This window comes from Pseudonocardia thermophila (genome assembly GCF_900142365.1).
In the GTDB taxonomy this organism is placed as follows: domain Bacteria; phylum Actinomycetota; class Actinomycetes; order Mycobacteriales; family Pseudonocardiaceae; genus Pseudonocardia; species Pseudonocardia thermophila.
Genome location: NZ_FRAP01000015.1, coordinates 167,605 through 190,838 on the forward strand (window position 1 = coordinate 167,605; position 23,234 = coordinate 190,838).

24 protein-coding genes are annotated in these 23,234 nt (G+C 72.1%); all 24 read right to left on the minus strand.

What is annotated here, in order from left to right; all coding sequences use genetic code 11:
• Positions 1 to 12: 12 nt before the first annotated feature.
• Entirely contained in the window at positions 13 to 1,002 is a 990-nt protein-coding gene (locus BUE41_RS19695; protein WP_073458610.1) for a vWA domain-containing protein, read from the minus strand.
• Positions 999 to 1,916 carry a DUF58 domain-containing protein gene (locus BUE41_RS19700; RefSeq protein ID WP_073458611.1) on the minus strand — a complete coding sequence of 306 codons (918 nt, stop codon included), beginning with the start codon at positions 1,914 to 1,916 and terminating at the stop codon, positions 999 to 1,001. Before BUE41_RS19700 ends, BUE41_RS19695 begins: the two co-directional genes overlap by 4 nt.
• Entirely contained in the window at positions 1,913 to 2,896 is a 984-nt protein-coding gene (locus tag BUE41_RS19705; RefSeq protein ID WP_073458612.1) for an AAA family ATPase, read from the minus strand. Before BUE41_RS19705 ends, BUE41_RS19700 begins: the two co-directional genes overlap by 4 nt.
• Positions 2,897 to 2,910: 14 nt before the next feature.
• On the minus strand, positions 2,911 to 3,750 hold the full coding sequence (locus BUE41_RS19710; RefSeq protein ID WP_234997434.1) for a S1C family serine protease: 840 nt from the start codon (positions 3,748 to 3,750) through the stop codon (positions 2,911 to 2,913).
• Between the two features lie 121 nt (positions 3,751 to 3,871).
• Positions 3,872 to 4,333 (minus strand): winged helix-turn-helix transcriptional regulator, encoded by a 462-nt coding sequence (locus BUE41_RS19715; RefSeq protein WP_073458613.1) that lies wholly within the window; start codon positions 4,331 to 4,333, stop codon positions 3,872 to 3,874.
• Entirely contained in the window at positions 4,326 to 4,769 is a 444-nt protein-coding gene (locus BUE41_RS19720; RefSeq protein WP_073458614.1) for a PaaI family thioesterase, read from the minus strand. The genes BUE41_RS19715 and BUE41_RS19720 overlap by 8 nt, the downstream gene beginning before the upstream one ends.
• A 45-nt stretch (positions 4,770 to 4,814) precedes the next feature.
• Complete coding sequence (locus BUE41_RS19725) at positions 4,815 to 5,975, minus strand: aminotransferase (RefSeq protein WP_073458615.1); 1,161 nt, start codon at positions 5,973 to 5,975, stop codon at positions 4,815 to 4,817.
• 31 nt (positions 5,976 to 6,006) lie between these two features.
• Positions 6,007 to 6,873, minus strand: a complete 867-nt coding sequence (locus BUE41_RS19730) for an alpha/beta fold hydrolase (protein WP_073458616.1) — start codon at positions 6,871 to 6,873, stop codon at positions 6,007 to 6,009.
• Between the two features lie 130 nt (positions 6,874 to 7,003).
• Positions 7,004 to 8,470, minus strand: coding sequence for a dihydroorotase (locus BUE41_RS19735; protein WP_073458617.1), 1,467 nt, complete (start codon positions 8,468 to 8,470; stop codon positions 7,004 to 7,006).
• Between the two features lie 10 nt (positions 8,471 to 8,480).
• Positions 8,481 to 9,896 carry an MmgE/PrpD family protein gene (locus tag BUE41_RS19740; RefSeq protein ID WP_073458618.1) on the minus strand — a complete coding sequence of 472 codons (1,416 nt, stop codon included), beginning with the start codon at positions 9,894 to 9,896 and terminating at the stop codon, positions 8,481 to 8,483.
• Positions 9,889 to 10,734 carry a cyclase family protein gene (locus BUE41_RS19745; protein WP_073458619.1) on the minus strand — a complete coding sequence of 282 codons (846 nt, stop codon included), beginning with the start codon at positions 10,732 to 10,734 and terminating at the stop codon, positions 9,889 to 9,891. Before BUE41_RS19745 ends, BUE41_RS19740 begins: the two co-directional genes overlap by 8 nt.
• A 40-nt stretch (positions 10,735 to 10,774) precedes the next feature.
• Positions 10,775 to 12,007 carry a CaiB/BaiF CoA transferase family protein gene (locus BUE41_RS19750; protein WP_084755456.1) on the minus strand — a complete coding sequence of 411 codons (1,233 nt, stop codon included), beginning with the start codon at positions 12,005 to 12,007 and terminating at the stop codon, positions 10,775 to 10,777.
• The gene (locus BUE41_RS19755; protein ID WP_073458620.1) at positions 12,007 to 12,813 is read right to left on the minus strand and encodes an IclR family transcriptional regulator; all 807 of its coding nucleotides are present in this window, start codon (positions 12,811 to 12,813) and stop codon (positions 12,007 to 12,009) included. Before BUE41_RS19755 ends, BUE41_RS19750 begins: the two co-directional genes overlap by 1 nt.
• A 63-nt stretch (positions 12,814 to 12,876) precedes the next feature.
• Entirely contained in the window at positions 12,877 to 13,317 is a 441-nt protein-coding gene (locus BUE41_RS19760) for an Ohr family peroxiredoxin (protein ID WP_073458621.1), read from the minus strand.
• Positions 13,314 to 14,090 carry an alpha/beta fold hydrolase gene (locus BUE41_RS19765; protein WP_234997435.1) on the minus strand — a complete coding sequence of 259 codons (777 nt, stop codon included), beginning with the start codon at positions 14,088 to 14,090 and terminating at the stop codon, positions 13,314 to 13,316. The genes BUE41_RS19760 and BUE41_RS19765 overlap by 4 nt, the downstream gene beginning before the upstream one ends.
• 53 nt (positions 14,091 to 14,143) lie before the next feature.
• A complete protein-coding gene (locus tag BUE41_RS19770) occupies positions 14,144 to 15,532 on the minus strand; it encodes a M20/M25/M40 family metallo-hydrolase (protein WP_234997436.1) in 1,389 nt (462 codons plus the stop codon).
• Between the two features lie 14 nt (positions 15,533 to 15,546).
• On the minus strand, positions 15,547 to 16,311 hold the full coding sequence (locus tag BUE41_RS19775; RefSeq protein WP_073458623.1) for an SDR family NAD(P)-dependent oxidoreductase: 765 nt from the start codon (positions 16,309 to 16,311) through the stop codon (positions 15,547 to 15,549).
• Positions 16,308 to 17,159: an ABC transporter permease gene (locus BUE41_RS19780; protein WP_073458624.1), complete on the minus strand. Its 852-nt coding sequence runs from the start codon at positions 17,157 to 17,159 to the stop codon at positions 16,308 to 16,310. The genes BUE41_RS19775 and BUE41_RS19780 overlap by 4 nt, the downstream gene beginning before the upstream one ends.
• A 16-nt stretch (positions 17,160 to 17,175) precedes the next feature.
• Positions 17,176 to 18,003 carry an ABC transporter ATP-binding protein gene (locus BUE41_RS19785; RefSeq protein ID WP_200804023.1) on the minus strand — a complete coding sequence of 276 codons (828 nt, stop codon included), beginning with the start codon at positions 18,001 to 18,003 and terminating at the stop codon, positions 17,176 to 17,178.
• Between the two features lie 32 nt (positions 18,004 to 18,035).
• On the minus strand, positions 18,036 to 19,151 hold the full coding sequence (locus BUE41_RS19790; protein ID WP_073458625.1) for an ABC transporter substrate-binding protein: 1,116 nt from the start codon (positions 19,149 to 19,151) through the stop codon (positions 18,036 to 18,038).
• On the minus strand, positions 19,148 to 19,546 hold the full coding sequence (locus BUE41_RS19795; protein ID WP_234997437.1) for a nuclear transport factor 2 family protein: 399 nt from the start codon (positions 19,544 to 19,546) through the stop codon (positions 19,148 to 19,150). The genes BUE41_RS19790 and BUE41_RS19795 overlap by 4 nt, the downstream gene beginning before the upstream one ends.
• Before the next feature lie 26 nt (positions 19,547 to 19,572).
• Entirely contained in the window at positions 19,573 to 19,917 is a 345-nt protein-coding gene (locus BUE41_RS19800) for a hypothetical protein (RefSeq protein WP_234997438.1), read from the minus strand.
• 11 nt (positions 19,918 to 19,928) lie between these two features.
• A complete protein-coding gene (locus tag BUE41_RS19805) occupies positions 19,929 to 20,999 on the minus strand; it encodes a class I SAM-dependent methyltransferase (protein WP_073458627.1) in 1,071 nt (356 codons plus the stop codon).
• 26 nt (positions 21,000 to 21,025) lie between these two features.
• Positions 21,026 to 23,053: an oxidoreductase gene (locus tag BUE41_RS19810; protein ID WP_073458628.1), complete on the minus strand. Its 2,028-nt coding sequence runs from the start codon at positions 23,051 to 23,053 to the stop codon at positions 21,026 to 21,028.
• Positions 23,054 to 23,234: the final 181 nt, after the last annotated feature.

Here is a 23,234-nt window from a genome sequence, read left to right on the forward strand (position 1 = left end):
CTGCAGCGGGCATCACGACACCGCCCGTCCCGTCCGGTGCAGCGACAGCAGCAGCGCCGCGAGCAGCGCCAGCGCGGCGAGCCCGGCGGCGACCGCGGTGAGCTCCACCCGCCGCGGCTGCACCGTCCACGCCAGGTCCACGGCCTGGGTCAGCGCCTGCTGCGCCACCGGGTCGGTGCCGGCGACGTAGCTGCCGTCGGTGCGCTCGGCGATATTGCGCAGCCGGGACTCGTCGAGACGGGTGGCGATCTGGAAGCCGTCGATGTCGACGACGGTGCCGGCCGGGCTGCCGAACCCCACCGCGTACACGCGCACGCCCGCGCTGGAGACGATGTCGGCGAGCTCGCCTGGATCGATCTCCCCGGTGTCCTCCCCGTCGGAGAGCAGCACGATCGATGCCGAGCTGTGGAACCCGAGATCGGGGCCCTGCTGCTCGATGCTGCCGCTGGCGGTGCTGCCGACCGACACGGGCACCCCGACGATCGTGGACAGCGCCGCCTGCAGCCCGCCCGCGGTGCCGGTGCCGCCGGTGGGCTGCAGGCGGTCGATCGCGGCGAGCACGAGCGCTCGGTCGGCCGTGGCCTCCTGGGTGACCAGCCCGGTGCCGCTGAACGCCACCACCCCGATCAGCACCGACGGCGGTTGGCTGAGCACGAAGTCCCTGGCCAGCGCCTGCGCCGCGGCGAGCCGGGTGGGCTGCTGGTCGGGCGCGGCCATGCTGGCCGAGGTGTCGAAGGCGAGGATCACGGTGCCCTCGCGGCGCGGTTCGGGCACCTTCGCCTCGGGCCGGGCGAGCCCCACGACGAGCAGCGCGAGCCCGACGAGCAGCAGTACCGGCGGCCACCACCGGCCCCGCCCGACGGGCCCGGCCGCGGCGATCAGGCCCAGCTCGGCCAGCTCCGCGCGCCGGCGTTCCCGGGCCCGCAGCTGCGTGCGGTACCACCAGGCCGCTGCCGGCACTCCCACCAGCAGCAACAACGCCCACGGCCACAGGAACGTCATCGCCGCCGGGCCCTGCTGCGCAGGCGGGCGAGCTGGAACAGCGCCCGCACGAGATCGTCGTCGGTGGCGACGGGGTGCAGGTCGAGCCCGGCCGAGGCGAGGTCGGCCGCCAGCGCGGCCTGCCGCTCGTCGGCGCCGGCCCGCAGCCGGCGCTGGAACGCCGGGTCGCCGGTGTCGACGAAGATCACCTCGCCGGTCTCGGCGTCCTCCACGTAGATCATCCCGACGGCGGGCAGATCGAACTCGTGCCGGTCGAGCACCTGCACAGCGACCACGTCGTGCCGGCGGGCCAGCTGCCCGAGCGGGGCCTGCCAGCCGGACGGGCCGATGAAGTCGCTGATGAGCACGATCAGCGACCGCCGCCGCGCCACCCCCTGCACGGCGCGCAGCGCCGCGGCGAGGTCCGTGCTCGTCGGGGTGTCGGTGGGCTCGTCGCCGGGGGCGGCGCGCAGGACGTGGTCGATGATCCGCAGCACCTGGTTGCGGCCCTGACCGGGCGGGATGGTCTCGCGCACGGCCCCGTCGAACAGCAGCGCTCCGACCCGGCTGCCGCCGCGGGAGAGCAGCTGCGCCACCGTGGCCGCCACCTCGGTCAGCACCCGGTGCTTGCGCCGCTGCGCGGGCCCGAACGCCATCGACCGCGACACGTCCAGCACCAGCCACGCGGTGACCTCGCGGTCCTCCAGGTACTCCCGCACGTGCGGGACGTCGGTGCGGGCGGTGACGTTCCAGTCGATGTGCCGCAGGTCGTCGCCGTAGGCGTACTCGCGCAGATCGGCCACGTCGACGCCGGTGCCGCGGAAGAGCGTGCGGAACTCGCCGTGGCGGCGTCCGTCGAGGTACCGCAGCACCCGCCACTCCAGCCGGCGCAGCACCCGCTCCGGGGTCACGACCCCGGCCGGCCCGGTGGTCATGGGGTCCGCGCGCCGCGCTCGGGGTGGGCGATCTCGGGCAGCGGTATCGCCGCGAGCAGCGGATCGAGGATGTCGTCGGGGGAGACGTCATCGGCGAGCGCCTCGTAGGACAGGACGAGCCGGTGCCGCAGCACGTCGCGGGCGAGATCGCGCACGTCGGTGGGCAGCGCGTAGTCCCGGCCGCGCAGGAACGCCAGCGCCTTCGCCCCGAGCACCATGTTGATCGACGCGCGCGGGCTCGCTCCGAACGTCACGTAGCGCGCCATCTCCGGCAGCCCGGCCCCGGCCAGGTCGCGGGTGGCGGCGGCGATCGACACCGCGAACTCGATGATCTGCGGATCGACGTAGACGGCGTCGGCGGTGCGCTGGAACTCCAGCAGCCTCTCCGGGGAGAGCACCGGGGCGGGCCGCTCGGTGGTGCCGATCATCCGCTCGACGACGACGAACTCCTCCGTCGCGGACGGGTAGCCGACCAGCACCTTGAACATGAACCGGTCGAGCTGTGCCTCCGGCAGCGGGTAGGTGCCCTCGGACTCGATCGGGTTCTGGGTGGCCATCACCAGGAACGGCTCAGGCGCCGGGAACGTCTCGCGCCCGATCGTGACCTGGCGTTCCTGCATGACCTCCAGCAACGCGCTCTGCACCTTCGCCGGGGCGCGGTTGATCTCGTCGGCGAGCAGCAGGTTGGTGAACACCGGGCCGCGCGAGACCTGGAACTCGCCGTCGCGCTGGTTGTAGATCCGGGTGCCCACGACGTCGGCGGGCACCAGGTCGGAGGTGAACTGGATGCGCTGGAACTGCCCGCCGATCGCCTGGGCCAGCGCCTTCACCGCCATCGTCTTCGCCAGGCCGGGCACCCCCTCGACGAGCAGGTGCCCGCGGGCCAGCAGCGCCACGAGCATCCGCTCCAGGAGCGCGTCCTGACCGACGATCGTCTTCTTGACCTGGTAGAGGGTCTCCTCGAGCGGGCCCGACAGCATGTGCGTTCCTCCGTTCACTGTTGGGGCCCGCCGGCCGCACCGCCGGCGGTGGCGATCGGCACGGCGAACCCGATGCCGGAGAAGGTCTCCCCGCCCGCCGGGTTCGCCAGCCCGGTGACGATGCCGACCACTTGGCCGGCGCGGTTGATCAGCGGTCCGCCGCTGCTGCCCGGGTTGACGGCCGCGTCGAACTGGATGAGTCCGGTGAGCTGCACGCCGTTCGGGGCGGTGATGGTGCGGTCGAGGCCGGACACGACGCCCGCGGAGATGCTGCTGCGCAGCCCCAGCGGGTTGCCGACGGCGAACACCTGGTCGCCGATCGGCGGCGGCCCGGCGAGCACGGCCGGCACCAGCACGGCCGGAGGCCGGTCGGCGATCAGCACCGCGATGTCCTGGTCGGGACGGCGGTTGACGATCCGCGCCTCGGCGGTGGCGTCCTCGCCGAAGCTCAGCTGGATCTGCTCGGCGCCGTCGACGACGTGCAGCGCGGTGAGGACGGCCCCCGCGGCGTTGACGACGACCCCCGTGCCCAGCGCCTCCTGCGTCTCACCGGGCTTGCGGGCCGTCACGGTGACCAGCGACGGCGCGATCGCCTGGTAGGCGAGCGCGCCCTCCGGCGGGGCGGCGGCCTCCTGCTCCCGGGCGCGTTCGAGCTGTTCGGCGACCGCACGGTCGACGTCGGCCTGGGACGGGGGATCGGGTGTGCTGTACACCCGCCAGGCGAGCGTGCCGAGCAGGAGCGCCACCAGCGCGACCACCACCCCGATGACCACGGCACGGCGCCGCCGCAGCCCGGCCCGCGACGGGGCCGGCGGTCCCTGGTCGTTCGCCGGCTCGGCCTCGGCCGATCGCATTCTCCGACCGTACGTCGTGACCTGGCTGTGACCTAGAGTTCGACGAGATCTCTGCCCGGATGCCGCAAAGAATCCGGTGCCCATCCGGTGTCCGGACGCCGCGGAGGGCCGTCCGGGCGCCTCAGGACGCCGCGACCGGCCCCTGCAGGTCCCAGCCCTTCGGCTGCTTGGTGATGGTCAGCGACCGCGCGGTGGCCTCCCGGCCGCAGTGCCGGCAGACCACGGCGGGATCGAACGGGTGGCCGCAGTCGTGCTGCACGGCCAGCGGCGGCTCGTCGACCGCCCACCGGTCGCCCCACGCGCGCAGCGCGGCCACGACGCCGGCGAGGTCCCGCCCGGCCTCGGTCAGATGGTACGAGTACCGCGCCGGCTTGTCCTGGTACCGCCGCCGTTCGACGATCCCGGCCGCCTCCAGATGGCGCAGCCGGGCGGTGAGCACGTCGCGCGGGGCGGCGGTGTTGCGGGCGATGTCGGCGAAGCGGTGGTTGCCGAACAGCAGCTCGCGCACCACGAGCAGCGCCCACCGCTCGCCGACCACCGACAGCGCGGCGGCGACCGAGCAGGGGCGGCCGCGGTCAGCCACGACCGGCGAGCGCGACCGTCGCGGTGGCGTGCACGTGCAGCCGGCCCCCGTCGTCGACGATCGACGCCTCGGTGGTGGCGGACCGGCGGCCCTGGTGCAGGACGCGGGCCCGGGCGTGCAGCGGCCCGGTCTCGAGCGTGATCGGGCGCAGGTAGTTCATCGTCAGGTTCTGCGTGACGACCGGGGCGTCGGCCGGGACGTCGTTGACCGCGCAGCACAGCGCGAAGTCGGCGAGCGTCGCGAGCAGCCCGCCGTTGACGGTGCCGGTCGCGTTGAGGTGCTGCTGCTGCGGGGTCCAGCCGAACACCGCCGCGCCGGGCTCGACCTCTTCGATGCGCAGGCCGAGGAACGCGCCCGCGGGCGGCGGGGGCAGCGCCCCGGACCGGATCGCCAGCAGCACGTCGCGCTGGGTGCGCACCACGTCGGTCGTCGTCATACCCGCCTCCCTGTCGGTTGGAAACTCCAACCTAGCAGGAAAACGTCAGTTCTCACCCGCTTCTGTCAGGCGTTCCACAACGTCGGCCACCCGCTGCGGGTCGAGGTTGCCGATGCTCACCCGCAGCATCCGGCGATCGTCCGGGGTGAACGCGGTCCCGGGGATGACCAGCAGGTCCTGCTGCGTGACGAGCTCGCGCACGACCTGCTCGGTCGACCGATCGGGGAACGGGTGGCGCACCCACGCGAAGAACCCGCCGATCGCGGCGATCTCGAACCCGCCCGGCCGGTCCGCCATGGCCGCGGCGAACCCCGCGCGGCGCTCGGCGATCTCGGCGGCCCGCTCCGCCCGCCACTCCTGCGCGGTCGTGAGCCCGGCCCACGCCGCCTCCTGGCCGATGCGCGGCGAGCCGATCGCGACGCAGTCGAGCAGCTTGAGCACCTCCCGGTTCAGCTCGGCCGACGCCACCACCGCACCGACGCGGTAGCCGGGGATCGCCAGGTCCTTCGAGAAGCTGTGCAGGCTCACCACGGTGTCGCGCCACGCCGGATCGGCGAACAGCTCGTGCGCGGGTGCGGTGGTGCCGCGGAACGAGCGGTAGGTCTCGTCGAGCACCAGCGCGACGCCGCGCTCGCGCGCGAGCGCGGCGAACCCGGTGATCACCGCGGGCGGGATCGTCACGCCGGTCGGGTTGCCCGGGGTGACGAGCACGATCGCGCGGGTGCGCGGGGTGAGCAGCGCGGCGGCCGCATCCGGGCTGGGCACCAGATCGGGGCCCGGGTCGAGGTAGACCGGGCGCAGGCCGTTCATCCGCAGCCACATGTCGTGGTTGAAGTACGCCGGCAGCACCGTCACGACCTCGTCGCCCGGTTCCGTCAGCGCGCCCATGACCAGGCAGAACGCTTGGTTGCAGCCCGCTGTCACGACCACGTCGGCGGCGTCGACCGGGGCCCGGTAGGCCGCGGTGAGATCGGCCGCGAACGCCGCGCGCAGCGGCTCCAGCCCCGGCCCGCCGACGTAGGCGTGGCCGAGCGGAGAGCGCGCCACCTCTCTGACGTGCTCCACCACCGACGGCGCCGGCGGGTACGGCGGCGCCGCCTGCCCGAGGTCGAGCAGCGGGCGGCGCCCGGCGCGCTCGGCGAGCAGCGCGTAGGAGGACCCGATGGGGGAGTCGATCTCGGCACGGACCCGGGACGCGATGCGCACGCCGCGACCCTACGCAGCCGCCGCACGGCCGTCAGCCGGCGAGCACCTTCTTCACGGTCTCGGCGAACTCGGCGGGTCTGCCCGCGTAGCCGTGCTCCCCGTCGAGGAACCCGCCGTGGTGGCTGGGGAACACCGTCACCTCCAGCCCCAGCGCCGCAGCCGTGGCGAACCCGGTGCGCCCGGTGAAGGTGTTGCCGGTCTCCTCCCCGACGCCGACGACGATCCGGGTCGGCGCGGCCTTGAGCGCGCCCGCGTCGAGCCGGTAGTCGATCACCGGCACGGACCGGTCGGAGAGCAGCGGGTCGTCGCGGGTGCCGTCGTCCTCGACGGGCAGGCCGAACCCGGCCGGATCGGCGGGCCCGGCCGCGAAGTACGCGTCGGTGAACTCACCCTCCCACGACGTCATGCGGATGAACTCGGCCATCCCCGCCCCGAACCCGCGCTCGGCGTAGGCGGCGCGGAACCCGGCGGCGGCCCGCTCGGCGGCCGCGGCGTCGGGGAGCACGTTGATCAGCGGCGGCTCGTGCGCCACCAGCGTGACGACGTCCTCGGGGTGCGCGGTGACCAGCGCGAGCCCGGTCACGGCACCCCCGCTGCTGCCGAACACCTCAACCGGACCGGCGCCCAGGTGGGCGACGAGGGCGTGCAGGTCCGCGGCCTGGGTGTCCGGCACGTTCGTCACCAGCCCGTCCGTGCGGACGCTGCGGCCGAGGCCGCGCGGATCGTAGGTGATGACGGTGCGGTCGGTCATGTGCGCGGCGAGTGCGGCGAACCCGTCCGCGCACATCGGCTGGCCGATCAGCAGCAGCGGCGGGCGGCCGTCGGCGGTGGGCAGGGGGCCGTGCACGTCGTAGGTGAGGCCCACGCCGGGCAGGGAGAGCACGTGCGTCGTCGTCATGCCGATGTGGACCCCGGCCGGAGCGGGAACTCATCGCCCACCGGCCGGGATCGGCACAGGATCACCGCCCTGCCACCACGTTCGCCGTCCGCGGGGCCCGGCACCTGGCGGGCCCCGCGGACGGGCGTGATCAGCCCCGGCTGGTCGGGCGGTGCAGGTAACCACCGGCGCGCTCGCCGACGACCTTGCGATCGGCCAGGACCTGGCGGCCGCGGACGAAGGTGTCGGTGACCGCGGCGGTCATCTCGAAGCCCTCGAACGGCGTGTACTCCTGGGTCGATTCGGAGTCGGCCGCCCGCACCGTCCACGTCAGGTCCGGGTCGACCAGCGCGATGTCGGCGTCGTAGCCCACCTGCAGCGCGCCCTTGGTGCGCAGACCGAACCGCTGCGCGGGGTTCCAGGAGGTGAGCTGAGCGATGCGCTGGTAGGACAGGCCCCGCTTGCGGCCCTCGGTGATGAGGCCGGGCAGGAGGTACTCCGTGCCGCCGAACCCGGACTTGGCCAGGAACACGTCGTCGCGCGGGTCGCCGAACTTCATCTCGTCCCGGCAGCAGGCGTGGTCGCTGACCACCCAGTCGAGATCGCCGGCGAGCAGGTGCCGCCACAGCGCCTCGACGTCCTCCCGCGGCCGCAGCGGCGGGTTGACCTTGCCGCCCAGGCCGTGCGCGGTGTCGACGTCGGCCAGCAGGTGACCGATGGTGACCTCGCGGCGGAAGTCGACGTGCGGGAACGCCTCCGCCATCCGCAGCGCCGCATCGACGGCCTTCGCCGAGGACAGGTGCAGCAGGTTGATGTTCGACAGCCCGGTCTCGTGGGCCAGGTAGGAGGCGATGGTGATGGCGAGGCCCTCCGAGTGCGGCGGCCGCGAGGCCGAGTAGGCCGCCAGGCCGGACAGGGAGCCGTCGGCCTCCACCATCCTGGTGTACGCGGACATGATCTCCGCGGTCTCGCAGTGCAGGCTCAGCGAGATGACGTCCGCCAGCTCGGGGAACTTCTCCCGCGCGGCCTGGATGCCCCGCATCACGAACTCGAAGTGGGCGTAGTCGTAGCGCTCGTCCGGCGGGGTCATGAGGAACGAGCTCTGGTCGGAGGAGCGGCCGTGCAGGCCGTGCCCGCCGTAGAACATGAAGATCTTGAACGAGGTCACGCCGAACCGCTCGACGAGCGTCGGGATCTCGTCGATGTGCTTGCGCATCATCGGGGCCACGTGGAAGCCGTAGTCCACGAGGGCCCGCCCCTCGGACGCGGACAGCACCTCGGGGAAGAACTCCTCGTACGGGCCGCTCTTGTTGAGGTAGTACTGCCCGGTGCGCACGTAGTTCAGCGCGGTGGTGACGCCGCCCTGGGCGCACGCCCGGCTCTCGGACTCGGTGTCCTCGGTGAGCGGGTTGTAGATGCCCCAGTGCTGGTGGGCGTCCACCACGCCGGGGAAGGCGAGCTTGCCGGCGGCATCGACGACCGTCTCGGCCTGGTCGGCGGGGATCGCCGGGGCGAGCCGGACGATCTTCCCGCCGGACACGCCGATGTCGAGCCGCTCGGGGTCCGGCCGGTCGTGGCCGACGACGAGGGCGTTGGTGACGATCAGGTCCAGGGACACGGGTTCCTCCCTAGGCGGACAACCGGGCGAGCAACGGGCCGACCGCGGGGACCTCGTCGAGCGCGAGCACGGCCCGCTCGACCTCGGCGGCGACCTGCGGGCCGATGCGCCCGGCGGCGTTGTCGCGGAACTTGCGGGCGAGCTCGGCGTCCGACAGGGGACGCTTCGGCCCGCCGCGGTTGGCCAGCACCTCCTCCACCCATTCCCGGCCGTCCTTCGTCGTCACCGACAGCACGGCCGGGAACTGGTACGGGAAGATCTCGTCGCAGCGCGGATCGGGGACGACCTCGACCTTGGCCATCAGCTCGCGGCGGGCGGGGTCGGCGGCGAGCTCGTCGGTGTAGTCGGACAAGGCCGCGCCGAGGCCGGACCCGCCGAACAACCCCACCGTGACCGCGTACGGCCCGGAGAACTGCGCCTGGTAGCCGGTCTGCGGGGCGCGCTTGACCTCGATCGGCTCCCCGATCGTGCGGATCACGGCCGACGGCACACCCAGCCGCACGGACCGGACGTCCTCCGGCCGCACCCCGCGCTCGCGCAGCCGGGCGGCGGCGTCGACGGTGGTGTGGGTGAAGTGGTTGGCGGGGTACGGCTTGAAGAAGATGCCCGGCACCTCCCAGCGCTCACCCAGCCCGTCCCGGATCGCCGCCGGGTCGAACCGGTCGCGGATCCACGCCTGGAAGAACCCGAAGCGGCCCTCCAGCACGGTCGGCGGGCCGGTGAAGCCGCGGCGCACGAGCTGCGCGGCGGTGACGGCGGAGTGCGCGGCCCAGCCGCAGTGCAGCCGCTTCACGGTGCCGCCGGTGCGGTTGGCCTCGATCACCCCGGAGGCCATCGAGGCCACCACGCCGAGGGCGTTGCGCACCCCGTCCTCGCCGAGGTTCAGCAGCAGCGCGGCCGCGACCGCGCCCCCCATGGCGCCGCAGATGGACGTCGCGTGCTGGCCGTGCTCGAAGAACACCGAGTTGCCGAGCTCGGTGTCGTACCCGGCCATGCCGAGCCGGACGGTCGTCTCCAGACCGACGGCGATCGCGCGGACCGTCTCGGCGCCCGTGCTCCCGGCGAGCTCGGCCGCGGCCAGCGCGGCGGGGACGACCGCCGCGCTGGGGTGCAGCACGGAGGGCAGGTGGGTGTCGTCGTAGTCGAGGGAGTGGGCGGTGACCCCGTTGGCGAACGCCGCCCAGGCGGCGGGCACGGGTTCGGCGAGCCCGACGGCGTGCGCCTGGGGTCGGCCGCCCTGCTCGGCCACGTGCTCCAGCGCGGCCTTGCTGGTGGGCAGGTCCGCAGCGGCCACGCACAGCCCGAGCACGTCCAGCACCCGCTGGCGGACGCTCGTGGTCACGTCGTCCGGGAGCGACCCGGCCATCGTCTTGGCCGCGAACGCCGCGAGCTCCTCGGCGAGGGTCGGCCCAGATGGTTCAGCCATCGCTCACCACCGCCAGCGGACGGATCGGCGAGCCGGTCGCCCCGTGCAGGGCGAGCGGGCTGGCCAGGAAGACGAACTCGTGCACCCCGGCTGCCGCCAGCTCCTCCAGCGCCAGCGCCTCGATGATGTAGATGCCGTGCTCCACCAGCAGGACGCGGTGGGCGGGCAGCAGCGCGTGCCCCGCGCCGGGGGCGAGCCGCTCGAACGCGATCGTGTCGGCGCCCGCGGCGTGCACCTGCCGGTCGGCCAGCCAGCGCGCGCCGGCCTCGGACACGCCGGGCACCCCCGACTCGTGGCCGATGTAGACGTTGCGGTCGGGGTCGTCGAAGTGCCGGCCCCAGCCGCTGCGGACGAGCACGACGTCGCCGGGCCCGATCGGCGTCTGCTGCCGGGCCACGGCGGCGTCGAGATCGGCCGGGCTGATCTCGTAGCCCGGGGCGCAGTAGCGCTCGCCGATGGCCGCCGGGACGTCCAGCAGCACACCGCGGCGCACCATCGGCGCGATGGTGTGCGCCCCCAGCTCCTCGTACTTCCCGCCGACCCCGGCCGCGACCGCGTCGGCGCCGCCGTAGAGCTTGCCGTCCTGGGAGACGTGCGCCAGCGCGTCGATGTGGGTGCCGACGTGCGTGCCCATCGAGATGAGGTCGTTCGCGGCCGACCCGCCGTCGGCGCGCACCCGGTCGCCGTGCCGCCGCGGCAGCGTGTGCCAGTACGGCGGGTGGTTCGGCGACTGGGGCATCCCGATGGTCAGCGGTCTGCCCAGGTCGAAGATCCGCACGCCGGCGGTGACCGCGCGCAGGAGCGGATCGTCGACCCTTCCCCCGATCGTGTGAGTCATGCTTCCCTTCGCTCTCTGGCCAGGTCCGACGTTCCGCGCCTCACCGGACGATCTGCCGCCTGCGCAGTTCGGCCACCGTCTGCGGGTCGTAGCCGAGCTCGTCGACCAGGACGGCGTCGGTGTCGGCGCCGAGCGAGCGTCCGGTGAACCGGATCGACCCCGGCGTCTGCGACATCCGCCACATCACGTTGTGCATCAGCACGGGGCCCAGGTCCGGGTCGTCCACCGTCGTGAGCATCTCGGTGGCCCGGACGTGCTCGTCGTTGACGATGTCGCGGGCGTCGTAGATGGGGGCCACTGCGGCGCCGGCCTCGGTGAACTCCTTGATGACCTCGTCGCGGGTGCGTTCGGCGATCCAGCTGCCGACGTACTCGTCGAGCTCGTCGGCGTGCTCGGCGCGCTGGGCGCCGGTGGCGAACCACGGCTCGTCGACCACCTCGGGGTGTCCGACGAGGCGGAGCACGCGCTCGGCGATCTGGTTCGCGCTGGTGGAGATCGCGACCCACCGGCCGTCCTTGGTGCGGTAGGTGTTGCGCGGCGCGTTGTTCGTCGAGCGGTTGCCGTGGCGGTGCCCGACGATCCCGAGCTGGTCGTACTCGATCGGCCCGGGGCCGACCGCGGTGAGGATGGGCTCCAGCAGGCTCATGTCGATGATCTGCCCGGAGCCGCCGCCGTTGTCGCGGTGGTAGAGGGCCATGGCGGTCGCCGACGACGCGGCGATCCCGCAGATGCTGTCCGCGAGCCCGAAGGCCGGCAGCGTCGGCGGACCGTCCGCCTCACCGGTCAGGTGCGCGAACCCGCTCATCGCCTCGGCCAGCGTGCCGAAGCCGGCCCGCTGCGCGTACGGGCCCTTCTGGCCGAACCCGGTGACCCGGACGATGATCAGGCGAGGGTTGACCTCGTGCAGCTTCTCCGGTCCGATGCCCCACCGCTCGAGCGTTCCCGGGCGGAAGTTCTCCACCACGACGTCGGCGGTCTCGGCGAGCCGGAGGAACACCTCGGCCCCTTCCGGCTGCGACAGGCTGAGGCCGATCGTGCGCTTGTTCCGGGAGATCTCCTTCCACCACAGCGGGTGGCCGTCCTTGGCCTTTCCGTGGCCCCGCATGTTGTCCCCGGCGACCGGGTGCTCGATCTTGATCACGTCCGCGCCGAAGTCGCCGAGGATCTGGCAGCACAGCGGACCGGCCAGGATCGTGGACGCGTCGATCACCCTGATCCCGGCCAGTGGGCCGCGGGGGCGGGCGCCGTCAGCGGGCTCGGTCATCTCGGTCATCACGCTCCAAGTGCCTTCTGCGGACGGTGTCCCAGCTCCGCACTGACTTCTCTGGCGGTCTTGGCCACGAGCTCCCCGTGGGACCGGAACACCGCTGGGCCGAACCGATCCAGTGGCCCGCACAACGAGATCGATCCGAAGACGTCGCCGCCCACGGTGAACACCGGGGCGGCGACGCTGCCCGCTCCGGACTGCCGCTCACCCAGGCTGGTCGCGTAGCCGACCTCGCGGATGCGGGTGATCTCGGCCCGCAGCTCCGCGCGCGAGGTGATCGTCGCCCCGGTGATCGACGTGAGCGGGCGGGAGTCGAGGTACTCCTGGATCTCCTCGTCGCTCAGGGCGGCGAGGATCGCCTTGCTGGAGGATCCCGCGTGCAGCGGGTGGGACGTGCCGAGCGGGACCGACATCCGGATCTCGTGCGGCGAGAGCACCTGGTCGATGTAGACGCGTTCCCAGCCCTGCCGCACCGACAGCGTGGCCGTCTCCCCGGTCTCCTGGACGAGGCGCCGCAGGTAGGGACGGGCCAGCACGGGCACGTCGAGCCCACGCAGGGCGGCCATCCCCACCCGCAGCGCCCCCGGTCCGAGGTGGTAGTGCTTGGTCGACTCGTCGACCCGGAGGAAGGCCAGCGCCACGAGCTCCTTCAGGATGCGGTGCGCAACGGTCTTGGGGAGCTGGAGCTCGCGCGAGACAGCCGATACGCCCATACCGTCGGGTGAGCTCTCGGCGAGCAGGTTGATCACGCTGACGGCCCGGGCGAGCCCGGACCGCGAGTCCGGCTCGGTCATCTCGGCCGCATCGGGCATCAGTTCCCCCTCCTCAGTACCTGCGCCGGTCCCGGGCGGCACGGCACCGCCGCCCGGGACCGGTCACGCGGCTCCGTGCGACTCGATCTCCACGGGCGCACCGCTGCGCAGCGCGTTCGAGTACGGGCACGCCTGGTGCGCCGCCTCGACGAGCTCCGCCAGCGTGTCCTGAGGGCACTCCGGCGCGCGGACGGTCAGCTTCACGCTGATGCCGAAGCGCGTCTCGGTGTGCTGGAGCAGCGACACCGCCGCGGTCACCGTCGACGGGCCCAGCTTCACCCGGGCGCGACGGGCCGCTGCCGCCAGAGAGGCGTCGAAGCACGCGGCGTAGCCGGCGGCGAACAGCTCCTCCGGGTCCGTCTTGGCCTCGGTCCCGCGCTCGGCGGGGCGCGCCAGGTCGACCTCCAGGCTGCCGGTCTGCGACGTGGCGTGGCCGGCAGCGCGGCCGCCGGTCACCTCGACGACCGCGGTGTAGAGGACCTTCGGCTCGGCCGTCGTGCTCATCGTGCACCTCCGCTCAGGGTGGCTGTCTCGCGCAGGACGTAGCGCGCAAGCTCCTCGGCGAACGCTTCGGGCTGCTCGTCCATGACGAAGTCCGTTCCGTCCGGGATGGTCACCAGCCGGGCGTTCGGCAGTGCGGCGGTGACCTGGGGGGTGAACCGGTCGACCAGGTCGTCGGACCCGTGCAGGAGCAGCACGGGGAACGTGTCGAGCCGCTCGGTGTCCACCCGGTAGTCGAAGACGGCGCGGTAGGCAGTGGCGTAGTCCGGTCCGGTGCTCAGGTACTCGATGAGCTGCCGGTCGGTCTCCGCGACGCCCAACCTCGGGTAGAGCCTGCGGATGCGGTCCCGGATGACGCCGATGTGGCTGCCGTCCTCGGCCGGCTCGTAGGCCGGTGCGTAGCTGCGCTTCTTCTCCTCGCGCTCCTCGTCGCTGTAGAGCGGCAGACCCTGCAGCACCAGCCCGTCGATCCGCTCGGGCTGCTGGAAGGCCGCCTCGGCGGCGATCACCGCGCCGGTGTGCTGGCCGAGCAGGTGCACCTTCCCGAGGCCCAGCAGGTCCGCCACCTGCCACACCGCACGGGCGTAGTCCGGGATCGTCCACTGCTCGGGCGTCGGGTCCGACATCCCGAAACCGGGCGTGTCCAGCGCCACCATCCGCACGCCGCGGCGGACGACCGGTTCGATGACGGCCTCGAAGGTGGCCGACGACAACGGCGACTGGTGCAGGGCCAGCACCGTGGGCGCGGTCGGGTCCCCACCGCAGCGGTAGTGCACCTGTCCCCAGGGGGCTCGGACGTAACCGCGCTCCGAGCTCCCGCGCAAGCTCCTCACTTCTGCTCTCCCATCGCTGCCATCACTTCGATGACGTGCTTGATGCCGAGCCGGTAGTCCTCGAGGCGGATGTGCTCGTTGGGCCCGTCGATCCCGGAGTCGGCCCGGGACACGCCCACCCCGACGATCGGCAGGTCGCCCAGGACGCCCTGGTTGCCGATCCACTGGGTGTACGGCTCGATGACCGGGTCGATCCCGTACGCGCGCTTCGCGGCCTCGGCCACGAGGTGCACGAACGGGTGGCGGTGGTCGGTCTGGTTCGGCCGGCTGGTCGCCATCACGTCGATCTCGACGTCCGCGTAACCGCTGCGCTCCAGGTGCCGCCGGATGGCCTCGAGCACCTCCTCCGGTTCCTGCCCGGGGATGAGCCGCACCTCGACCTTGGCCGAGGCGACCGCGGGGATGCCGAGCGTGACGTCGTCGCGGTCGTCACCGCCGGACAGGCTCGCGATCGTGATCGTCGGGCGCGTCCGGATCAGCACCGCGGCCTGCCGGTCGTCGACGTCGCCGAGGAACGAGTCCACCTGAGCGCGGCGCCGCAGGAAGTCGCCGTCGAACTCGACCTCGCCGAGCAGCTCGACCTCAGCCGGGCTGGGCTCGCGGGCCCCGTCGTAGAAGCCGGGGACCAGCACGGTCCCGTCCGGGCGCACCAGGCAGGACAGGGCGGCGATCAGCCGGGTGGTCGCCGAGGGCAGCAGTACGGTGTTCTGGCTGGTCAGCTCGCGCGGCAGGGTGCGCACCCTCAGGCGGAGGTAGAGGATGCCCTTCTCCGCCAGCTTCAGCAGCGGACGGCCGGTGCCGTCTCGCCACGAGTTCTCCCACAGCGCCGCATCGGCCGCCACCCGGTCCGCGTGGGCGGCCACGAACGAGCCCAGCCCCGGCGAGTGCAGCCACTGCTTGCCCTCGATGATGAACCGGTTGGTCACCGGCGGGGTCACCCCGGCCAGCTTGAACGCGGCCACCGCGTGCAGGCGGGACATGATCGCGCCCTTGTCGTCGGCGACACCGCGGGCGTACAGCTTCCCGTCGTGGATCTCCGCCGCGTAGGGCGGCGAGATCCAGTCCGAGTCGTCGCCCGCGGGCTCGACCTCGACGTCGTAGTGGGTGAAGTGGAGCAGCCGCTTGGGCCCGCCGGGGGCCTCCCCGAGCACGTACGGGTGGGAGTCCTCCCACGGGATGACCTCGGCCTCACCTCCCCAGCGGCGCACCGACTCGGCGAGGAACTCCGCGGTGGCCTTCATCTGGTCGGGCTCCTGCCGACGGCTGCGGAACCGGCAGAGCTCCTGCAGCTCTGCGACGAAGGTGTCGAAGTGCTCGTCCACGGCCCGCAGGGCAGCGTCGACAGCGCTGCGATCGACCACGCTCGAGGACGCGGTGCCGGTCACTAAACCTCCCAGGATCAGTGGATGGTGACGCCGCCGTCGACGAAGATCGTCTGTCCGGTGATCATCCCGGCGGCGGGGCTGAGCAGGTAGGCGACGGTGTCGGCGACGTCGGTCGCCTCGGCCATCCGGCCCAGCGGGATGGTGGCCAGCTTCTCGGCCAGGTACTCGGGGTCCGCTCGGACGTCCGCGGTCATGTCGGTCGGCACGATCGTGGGGCCGACCGCGTTGACCCGGATCCCGGCCTGTGCCCACTCCAGCGCGAGCACCCTGGCCAGGTGCATCACACCGGCCTTGCTCACGCAGTAGCCGACGGTGTCGCGCACGGCGACGTGGCCGTTCGTGGAGCCGATGTTGACGATCGACCCCCTGGCCACCGCCAGCGGGGCGTAGGCCGCGCGGCACATGCGGAACGTGCCGGTCAGGTTCACGTCGAGGACGGTGGTGAAGTCCTCGTCGGTCGTCTCCGCCGCCGGGCCGCGCCGGACGATGCCGGCGCCGTTGACCAGGTGGTCGAGCCGACCGTGCGCGGCCACCACCTCGTCGACCACGGCCTGGCAGGACTGCGTCGAGCGGACGTCCAGGCGGTGCCGGGTGTGCGGCGCACCCAGGCCGACCGTCCACTCCGACTCGGGCAGCACGTCGGCCAGCGCGACCACCGCACCCCGGGCGGCGAGGGTCTGCGCGACCGCCGCACCGATTCCGCGGGCACCTCCCGTCACGAGCGCGACCCGCCCGGCGAAGGAGTTCGGGTCGGCCGGTCGGCCGGTGGCATCGGTCATGCAGCGATCACCCGGCTCTCCTCCGCCCAGAAGGCGAACTTGCGCTGGGCGAACCGGATGATGAAGTGCGCGATGAGGCCCAGCACCGACAGGACGATGAGCACGGCGAACATGCCAGCGATGTCGAAGTTGTAGTTCGTCTGCAGGAGCAGGTAGCCGAGTCCTTCCTTCGCCCCGATGAACTCGCCGACGACGGCACCGAGGATCGAGAACACGATGCCGATGTCGAGGCCGGCGAAGATGAACGGCATGGCGCTGGGCAGCCGCACCATCCGGAAGATCTGCAGTTTGCTGGCGCCGAAGACGGTCAGCATCTGGATGCGGTCCGCGTCGGCGGCGCGGAGTCCCTCGATGACGTTCACCAGCATCGGGAAGAAGGAGATGACCGCAGCCATCACGATCTTGCTGGTGATGCCGAAGCCGAACCACACCACGAACAGCGGCGCCAGGGCGACCTTGGGCACGGTCTGGAACGCCACGATGTAGGGCATCAGGGTCTTCTCGACCAAAGACACCTGAGAGATCGCCGTGCCGAGGACGAGTGCGGTTCCCACGCCGATGAGGAACCCGATGATGGACTCGCGGACGGTGACTTCGAGGTGCTGCCAGAACAACGCGTTGCCGAGCTGCTGGCCCAGCGCCTCCACGATCCGCGACGGCCGCGGCAGCACGTAGTCGCCGATCCCCAGCAGCGGGATGAGGAACTCCCACGCCGCCACGAGTACGACGAACACGGCGGGAACCAGGATCAGCTCCGGCCGTTCGCGGAGGTCGAAGCGCTTGCCGCGGGTCGGCTTCGCTGGCGCCACCTCGTCGGTGACCTCGTCCGCTGCAGGTGCGGTGGTCATGATCCCCCCTCGGACCTCAGTCGATGACGCTGGCGTTGAAGTGGCGGCGGATGCGGTCGACGTAGACGCCGGCCCGGTCGCTGGACATCACGCTCAACTCGCGCGGGCGATCGAGGTCGATGTCGATGATCTCGGCGATGCGGCCGGGGCGCGGGCTGAGCACGATGACCCGGTCGGAGAGGAAGACGGCCTCCGGGATCGAGTGCGTCACCAGCACGATGGTCTGGCCGCTCTCCGCCCAGATCCGCAGCAGCTCGACGTTCATGTACTCGCGCGTCATGGCGTCGAGCGCGCCGAACGGCTCGTCCATCAGCAGCACGGCCGGGTCGTGGACCAGCGCCCGGCAGATCCCGGCGCGCTGCTGCATGCCCCCACTCAGCTCGTAGGGGTAGCTGTTCTCGAACTCGGCGAGGCCCACCATGCGCAGCAGTTCGCGGGCCCGTTCGCGGTAGCGGTTCTTGTCCAGCCCCTGCACCTCGACCGGGACCATGACGTTCTGCAGGACGGTGCGCCAGGGGAGGAGCGTCGCGGCCTGGAACACCATCCCGACCTGCGGCAGCGGTCCCGTGACGTCGGCACCGGCGATCCGCACCTCGCCGGACGAGCGTTTGACGATGCCCGCGAGGATCTTCAGCAAGGTGGTCTTGCCGCATCCCGACGGTCCGACGACGGAGATGAACTCGCCGCGCCGCACCGAGAACGTGATGTCGGACAACGCATGGGTCGGAGCGGACCGGCGGGCCTGGTAGACCTTGTTCAGGCTCGCGATGTTGATCCACTTCTCTTCGTCCGCCGGCACGGAAGCCGTGTCGACGTCCGGGCGTCCGGTGGTTCGCAGGCTCACGACGTCTCCTCTTCTCCCAGGACCAGACCCGGTTACGGCTGGTACTCGGCAGCCTGCTTGAGCACGAGCTGGGCGTCGAAGTCGTTGGCGGCCTCGAGCAGGCTCGGGTCCCAGACGCGGTCGAGCGGGATCTCGGCGTTGATCTGGCCGGCTTCCTTGGTGTAGGCCTGGGTCTTGGCCCACTCCTCGTCGGTGATGTCGCCCCAGCTCTTCCAGTCGGCCGGCTCACCCTGCAGCGGAGTGGCCGACTCCAGCCACTTCTCCAGCGTCTTGGTGTCTGAATCGATTCGGCTCGCCGGGTCAGCACCACCGAGGATCTGCGGGAAGACCTCGTAGCCCATCTGCATCGCGGCCTTCGGGTTGGCCGCGGAGAACAGCATGGACTTGTAGGCGGCGCGCAGGAACCGGACGAACTTCTCGCGGTCCTGGTCGAGCTCGCGCTGCGAGGCGCCGAAGCTGAGCGAGCGGATGCCCTGGAAGACCGGCGGGTTGTCCAGGTAGCGCAGCTGCGTGCCGGCCAGTTCGATGATCGTGTACGCCTGGCCGTACAGCGCGAGCGCGTCGACCTCACCGTTGGTGAGCGCAGCGGTCGCCTGTGCACCGACGCCCACCGGCACGAGCTCGACGTCCACGTCGGGCTGCAGGCCGGCGTCCCGGATGAACGCCCGGGCGTACGGAGCGGAGCCGGACGCGAGGCTGATCACGCCGACCTTCTTGCCCTTGAGGTCGGCGCCGCTGCGGATCGGGCTGTCCGGCAGCACCGCGATCTGCCACGGCCAGTTCTGCACCAGGCCACCGATCGTCTTGATGGGCACGTTGCCCTGGACCGCGGCGAGCAGCGATCCGGTGTCGGCGGGGGTGATGTCCGCGCTGCCCGAGGCGACCGCCTGGGCGGCGGCGACCGATCCGTCGGCGTTGATCGTGTCGACGGTCAGGCCCTCCTCGGCGAAGTAGCCCATCTTCGTGCCGACGGCGACGATGGCCACCTCCTCCTTGGGGCCGGTCACTGCCGACGCGATCGCGACCGTGATCTTGTCGTCGCCCGCCTCGCCGGCTGCGGCGCCGCCGCTCTCGGCTCCACCGCCGCATCCGGCGAGCAGCAGGGTTCCCGCGGCGGCGAAGGCCGCCAGTCGTCGTATGTGCTTCATGGCGCGGTCTCCAGGGTGTCTTCGTGGTGGTTGGCCGTGTCCATGGCGGCGACGACCGCCAGGTCGTTGTAGACGTGCTGCTCCGCGATGCGGTCTCCGCGGAGGACGAAGATGTCGACGAACCGCACCCCGCTGAAGGGGCTGCCGTCCAACCATTCGCCGGTGAGCGTTCCCCGGCAGATCACGATGCTGCGACCGGGTGCCTCACCGGGAGCGACGACGTAGTCGCGCACGGGTTTGCGGGCCCATCGGTACCTCGTCCTCGCGTCGGCGACCATCGCGGCGAGATCGCGGTACTCGACCCCGCCGGGGAAGACGAGGCGGGCGTCCTCGGTGAGGATGGCACCCGCCTCGTCGAGCCGTCGTTCCTCGCAGAGGTCGAGGTAGCGATCCACCCGAGCAGCAGCTGGGTGGAGCGGCATCACTCGGCCTTCGAGTTCAGCGCGTCCTCCCACTGCCTGCGCAGCGGGTGCTCGGCCGGACCGTCCTCGGTGATGATGCGGATCAGCCGGTTGGTCAGGCCGTTCTTCTCGCGGTCGAGGACCTGCGCCTCGTCCTCCGACGGGCGGAACTGGTCCACCTCACCGGCCTTCAGCACCCCGTGGCGGACCAGCAGCGCCTCGAGCGCGCGCTCGCGCTGCCGGCTCACGTGCACCTCGGTCGCCAGCTGCAGGACCAGGTCCAGCAGCTTGGACACCTGCCGGTCGCGCAGGTAGTCGAACTCGGTGGTCAGCTTGCCTTCTTCGCGGACGAATGCGACGGACATGCCGACTCCTCTCAGGCCTTGGTGGCCGACAGCACGGCCCACGGGAAGTGCCATTCCGGACGGTGGCCCCAGCCCTGCGGCCGCACGCCCTCGGCCCGCTCGTCGAACGGGGTCCAGCGCGCGTCGGTGAGCCCGGCCTCCTCGCACATGCCGACGGTGTCGGCCCCGAACAGGTCGCGGAAGAAGGGTTCGTTGTTGCGCTCGGCGTGCCCGTAGACGGTCGCGTCGCGGATCACGTCGCCGGTGGGCATGAACTCCAGGAAGGCCACGGTGCCGCCCGGCTTGAGCAGGCGCGCCGCCTCCTGGATGGTCTCCCGGATGACCTGCTCCGGCATCTCGTGCAGCAGCATCGTGCCGGTGACCACGTCGCAGGTGCCCGATTCCACGCCGGTGTGGCGCGCGTCGGCCTGGCGGTAGGTGATGTCCAGGTCCTCGGCCCGTGCCTCGAGGTGGGCCAGCCGCAGGCCGGGCGCCGCGAGGTCGACACCGATGACCTCGGCGGTGGGGTAGCGCTTCTTCAGCGGACGGGTGCTCTTGCCGAAGCCGCAGCCCAGGTCGACCACGCGGGTCGCGTTCGGCAGCTCCGGCAGCGCCGTCGACACGAACAGGTTGTGGAACTTGTACCCGTCGTTGTCGCGCAGCATCACGATGCGCGCGCCCAGCTCGTACACGTACGAGCACAGGTCGTCGGAGAAGAAGCTCCCCGGCTGGACGTGGATGTCGTAGTCGGTGTACCAGTCCTCGAGCGCGAGGTCGGGGTTCAGCTCCAGCTTGCCCGGGCCCGCGGGCGCCTCGTCGAGCTCTCGCTTCAGCTCCTCGTTCCGGCTGACCACGACGTCGCCCACGGTCTTCCACAGCATCTTCTGCTGGACCCGCTCGAGGTGGCTGAACCACGGGTAGAGGTCGAGGTCCTTGATGGCCTCCTCGGCCTCGGCCACTGAGGACGGCCGGGTGGTGGCCTTGCTCTCGAACTCCGCCACCATCGCCGGGTACACCGTGTCCGACCAGCGCTTGCGCAGGCCGAGGACGAAGTCCACGGCCGACCGCTCGTCGAGCGTGAGACGTTCCTCGATGTCGATCAAGACAACCTCCGGTTGAGGACTTCTTGTCAGTGGCTCAGGGCCAGGACGAGGGGCTCGGGGTCGTCGTGGGTGGCTCGGACGGCGCCGGCGAGGCGGCCCTCGTAGACGGCCTCGAGCGCGGATCGGGGAGCGTTGGCGTCGCCGGCCAGGTGCAGCCGGGGGCCCCCGTTCGCGGGGACGCGCTCGTCGAGCTCGCGGTAGAGGGCGTCCTGGGCGGTGCCCGGGGCGCCGTCGATGACGTACTGGACCCCGGTGATCTCCGTGCGGCCACCGCCGATCACGTCGACGAGCGCGACCGCGTCGGGTCCCGCGTCGGTGAGCTTGCGCAGCAGGTGCACGTGCACCCCGCGCTGGGTCAGCCGCTCCACGAGCCCGAGCTTCGAGTAGGTCGTGATCCGCGGGCTGAGCGGGGCGTTCGGGGACACGATGTGGACCTGCACGCCCTGGGCCGCGAGGTGCTCGGCGATGGACGCGGTGCGCCAGTCGCCCTCTTCGTCGTACACCACGACGGCACCGGTGGGCAGTGGCCCGTCGGTGACCAGGTCGACCGCCTCCCAGACGTCGAGCACCCGGGGTCCGTCGACGAGGTCGCGCCGCACGGGCGTCGAGCCGGTCGCGATCACGACGTCGTCCCAGTTCCCGGCGAGGACCTCCTCCGCGGTCACGCGCCATCCCGTGCGCACCTCGATCCCCGCCGCGCGCACGTCGCGCTCCAGCTCCTCGTACAGCGGAGCGAGGCGCTCGCGGCCGGGGACCCGCGCCGCGGCCCGCAGCTGGCCGCCGAGCTGGTCGGAGGCCTCGGCGAGGGTGACGCGGTGCCCGGCGCGGTGGGCCGACAGCGCCGCCTCCAGCCCGGCCGGGCCGCCGCCGACGACCAGAACGGACTTGCTCACCGCGGGCTTGGTGCTGCGCAGCTTCTCCCACTCGGCCTCGACCCCAACCTCGGGGTTGACGACGCAGGAGATCGGCAGGTTGAGCTCGAGGCGACCCACGCAGCCCTGGTTGCACGCGAGGCAGGTGCGCACCTCGTGGCTACGCCCTTCCATCGCCTTGCGCACCAGGTGCGGATCGGCGATGTGCGGCCGGGCGAGGCCGACGAGGTCCGCCTCGCCGTCCCGGATGAGCTCGGCGGCCTCCTCGAGGCTGTCGAGCCGGCACACCGCGAGCACCGGGAGGTCGGGGAAGGCCCTGCGGAACATCGCCGCGTGGTGCTTGAACGGGGCGTGCGGGAAGCTCATGTCCGCCATCTGTGTCGACAGCGAGTAGCACGCCTGGTACGCGGCGTGGCTCACGTGCACGTACGCGAGGTCGTAGTCGGCCCGCAGCTTGCCGACGACCTCGATCATGTGCTCGGGCTCGAGACCGCCGGGCAGGAACTCGTTCGCGCTGATGCGCAGCCCCACCGGGAGGTCCGGCGCCGAGGCGAAGACCTTGTCCAGCACCTCGCGCGTGATGCGCAGCCGGTTCTCGAGGCTGCCGCCGTAGGCGTCGGTCCGCTGGTTGGTGACCGGCGAGAGGAACTGGTGGAGCAGGTGGCCGTGCCCGAGGTGCACCTCGAGCCCGTCGAGCCCGGCCTGCGACATCCGGCGTGCGGCGTCGCCGAAGGCCTGCACGACGGTACGGATCTCCCCGTGCCCCATCGCGTGCGGGACGTGCGCCGAGCTCGACCAGCGGATCGGCGACGCCGTCCAGGCGACGGTGCGGGTCGCCTCGCCGTTGGCCTGCCGGCCGGCGTGCATGATCTGGGCGAACAGCTTCGCGCCCTCCGCGTGGACCGCCTCCGCGATCGCGGCGAACGCAGGGATCGCCTCGTCGTCGAAGCAACCCAGGCTGATGTGTCGCCCGGCGCTCGTGGGGTGTACCCGCACCGCCTCGGTGATGATCAGGCCGACCCCACCGCGGGCGCGTTCGCGGTGGTAGGCGACGTGCCGCTCGGTCGGCATGTTCTGTCGTCCGAAGTTCGTCGTGTGCCCTGGGACGAACACCCGGTTCCGCAGCGTCAGCCCTCCGAGCTCGAAGGGGGAGAGCACGTGCTGCAGCGCATCGGACGCCATGGCACTCCTTCGTGTTCCGCTCAGACGTACGACGTCCTTGTGGGAGGAACGTTTGCACATTCAACTGGCGGCGGTCAACGCCTAGTTGTACTGACCCGGGAGGTTGTTGACAGTTAGGCGGCGAGTCGGGTGGCTGGGGGTCGGCCACCGAGAGCGGAGTGGGCGCGTCGAGTGTTGTAGC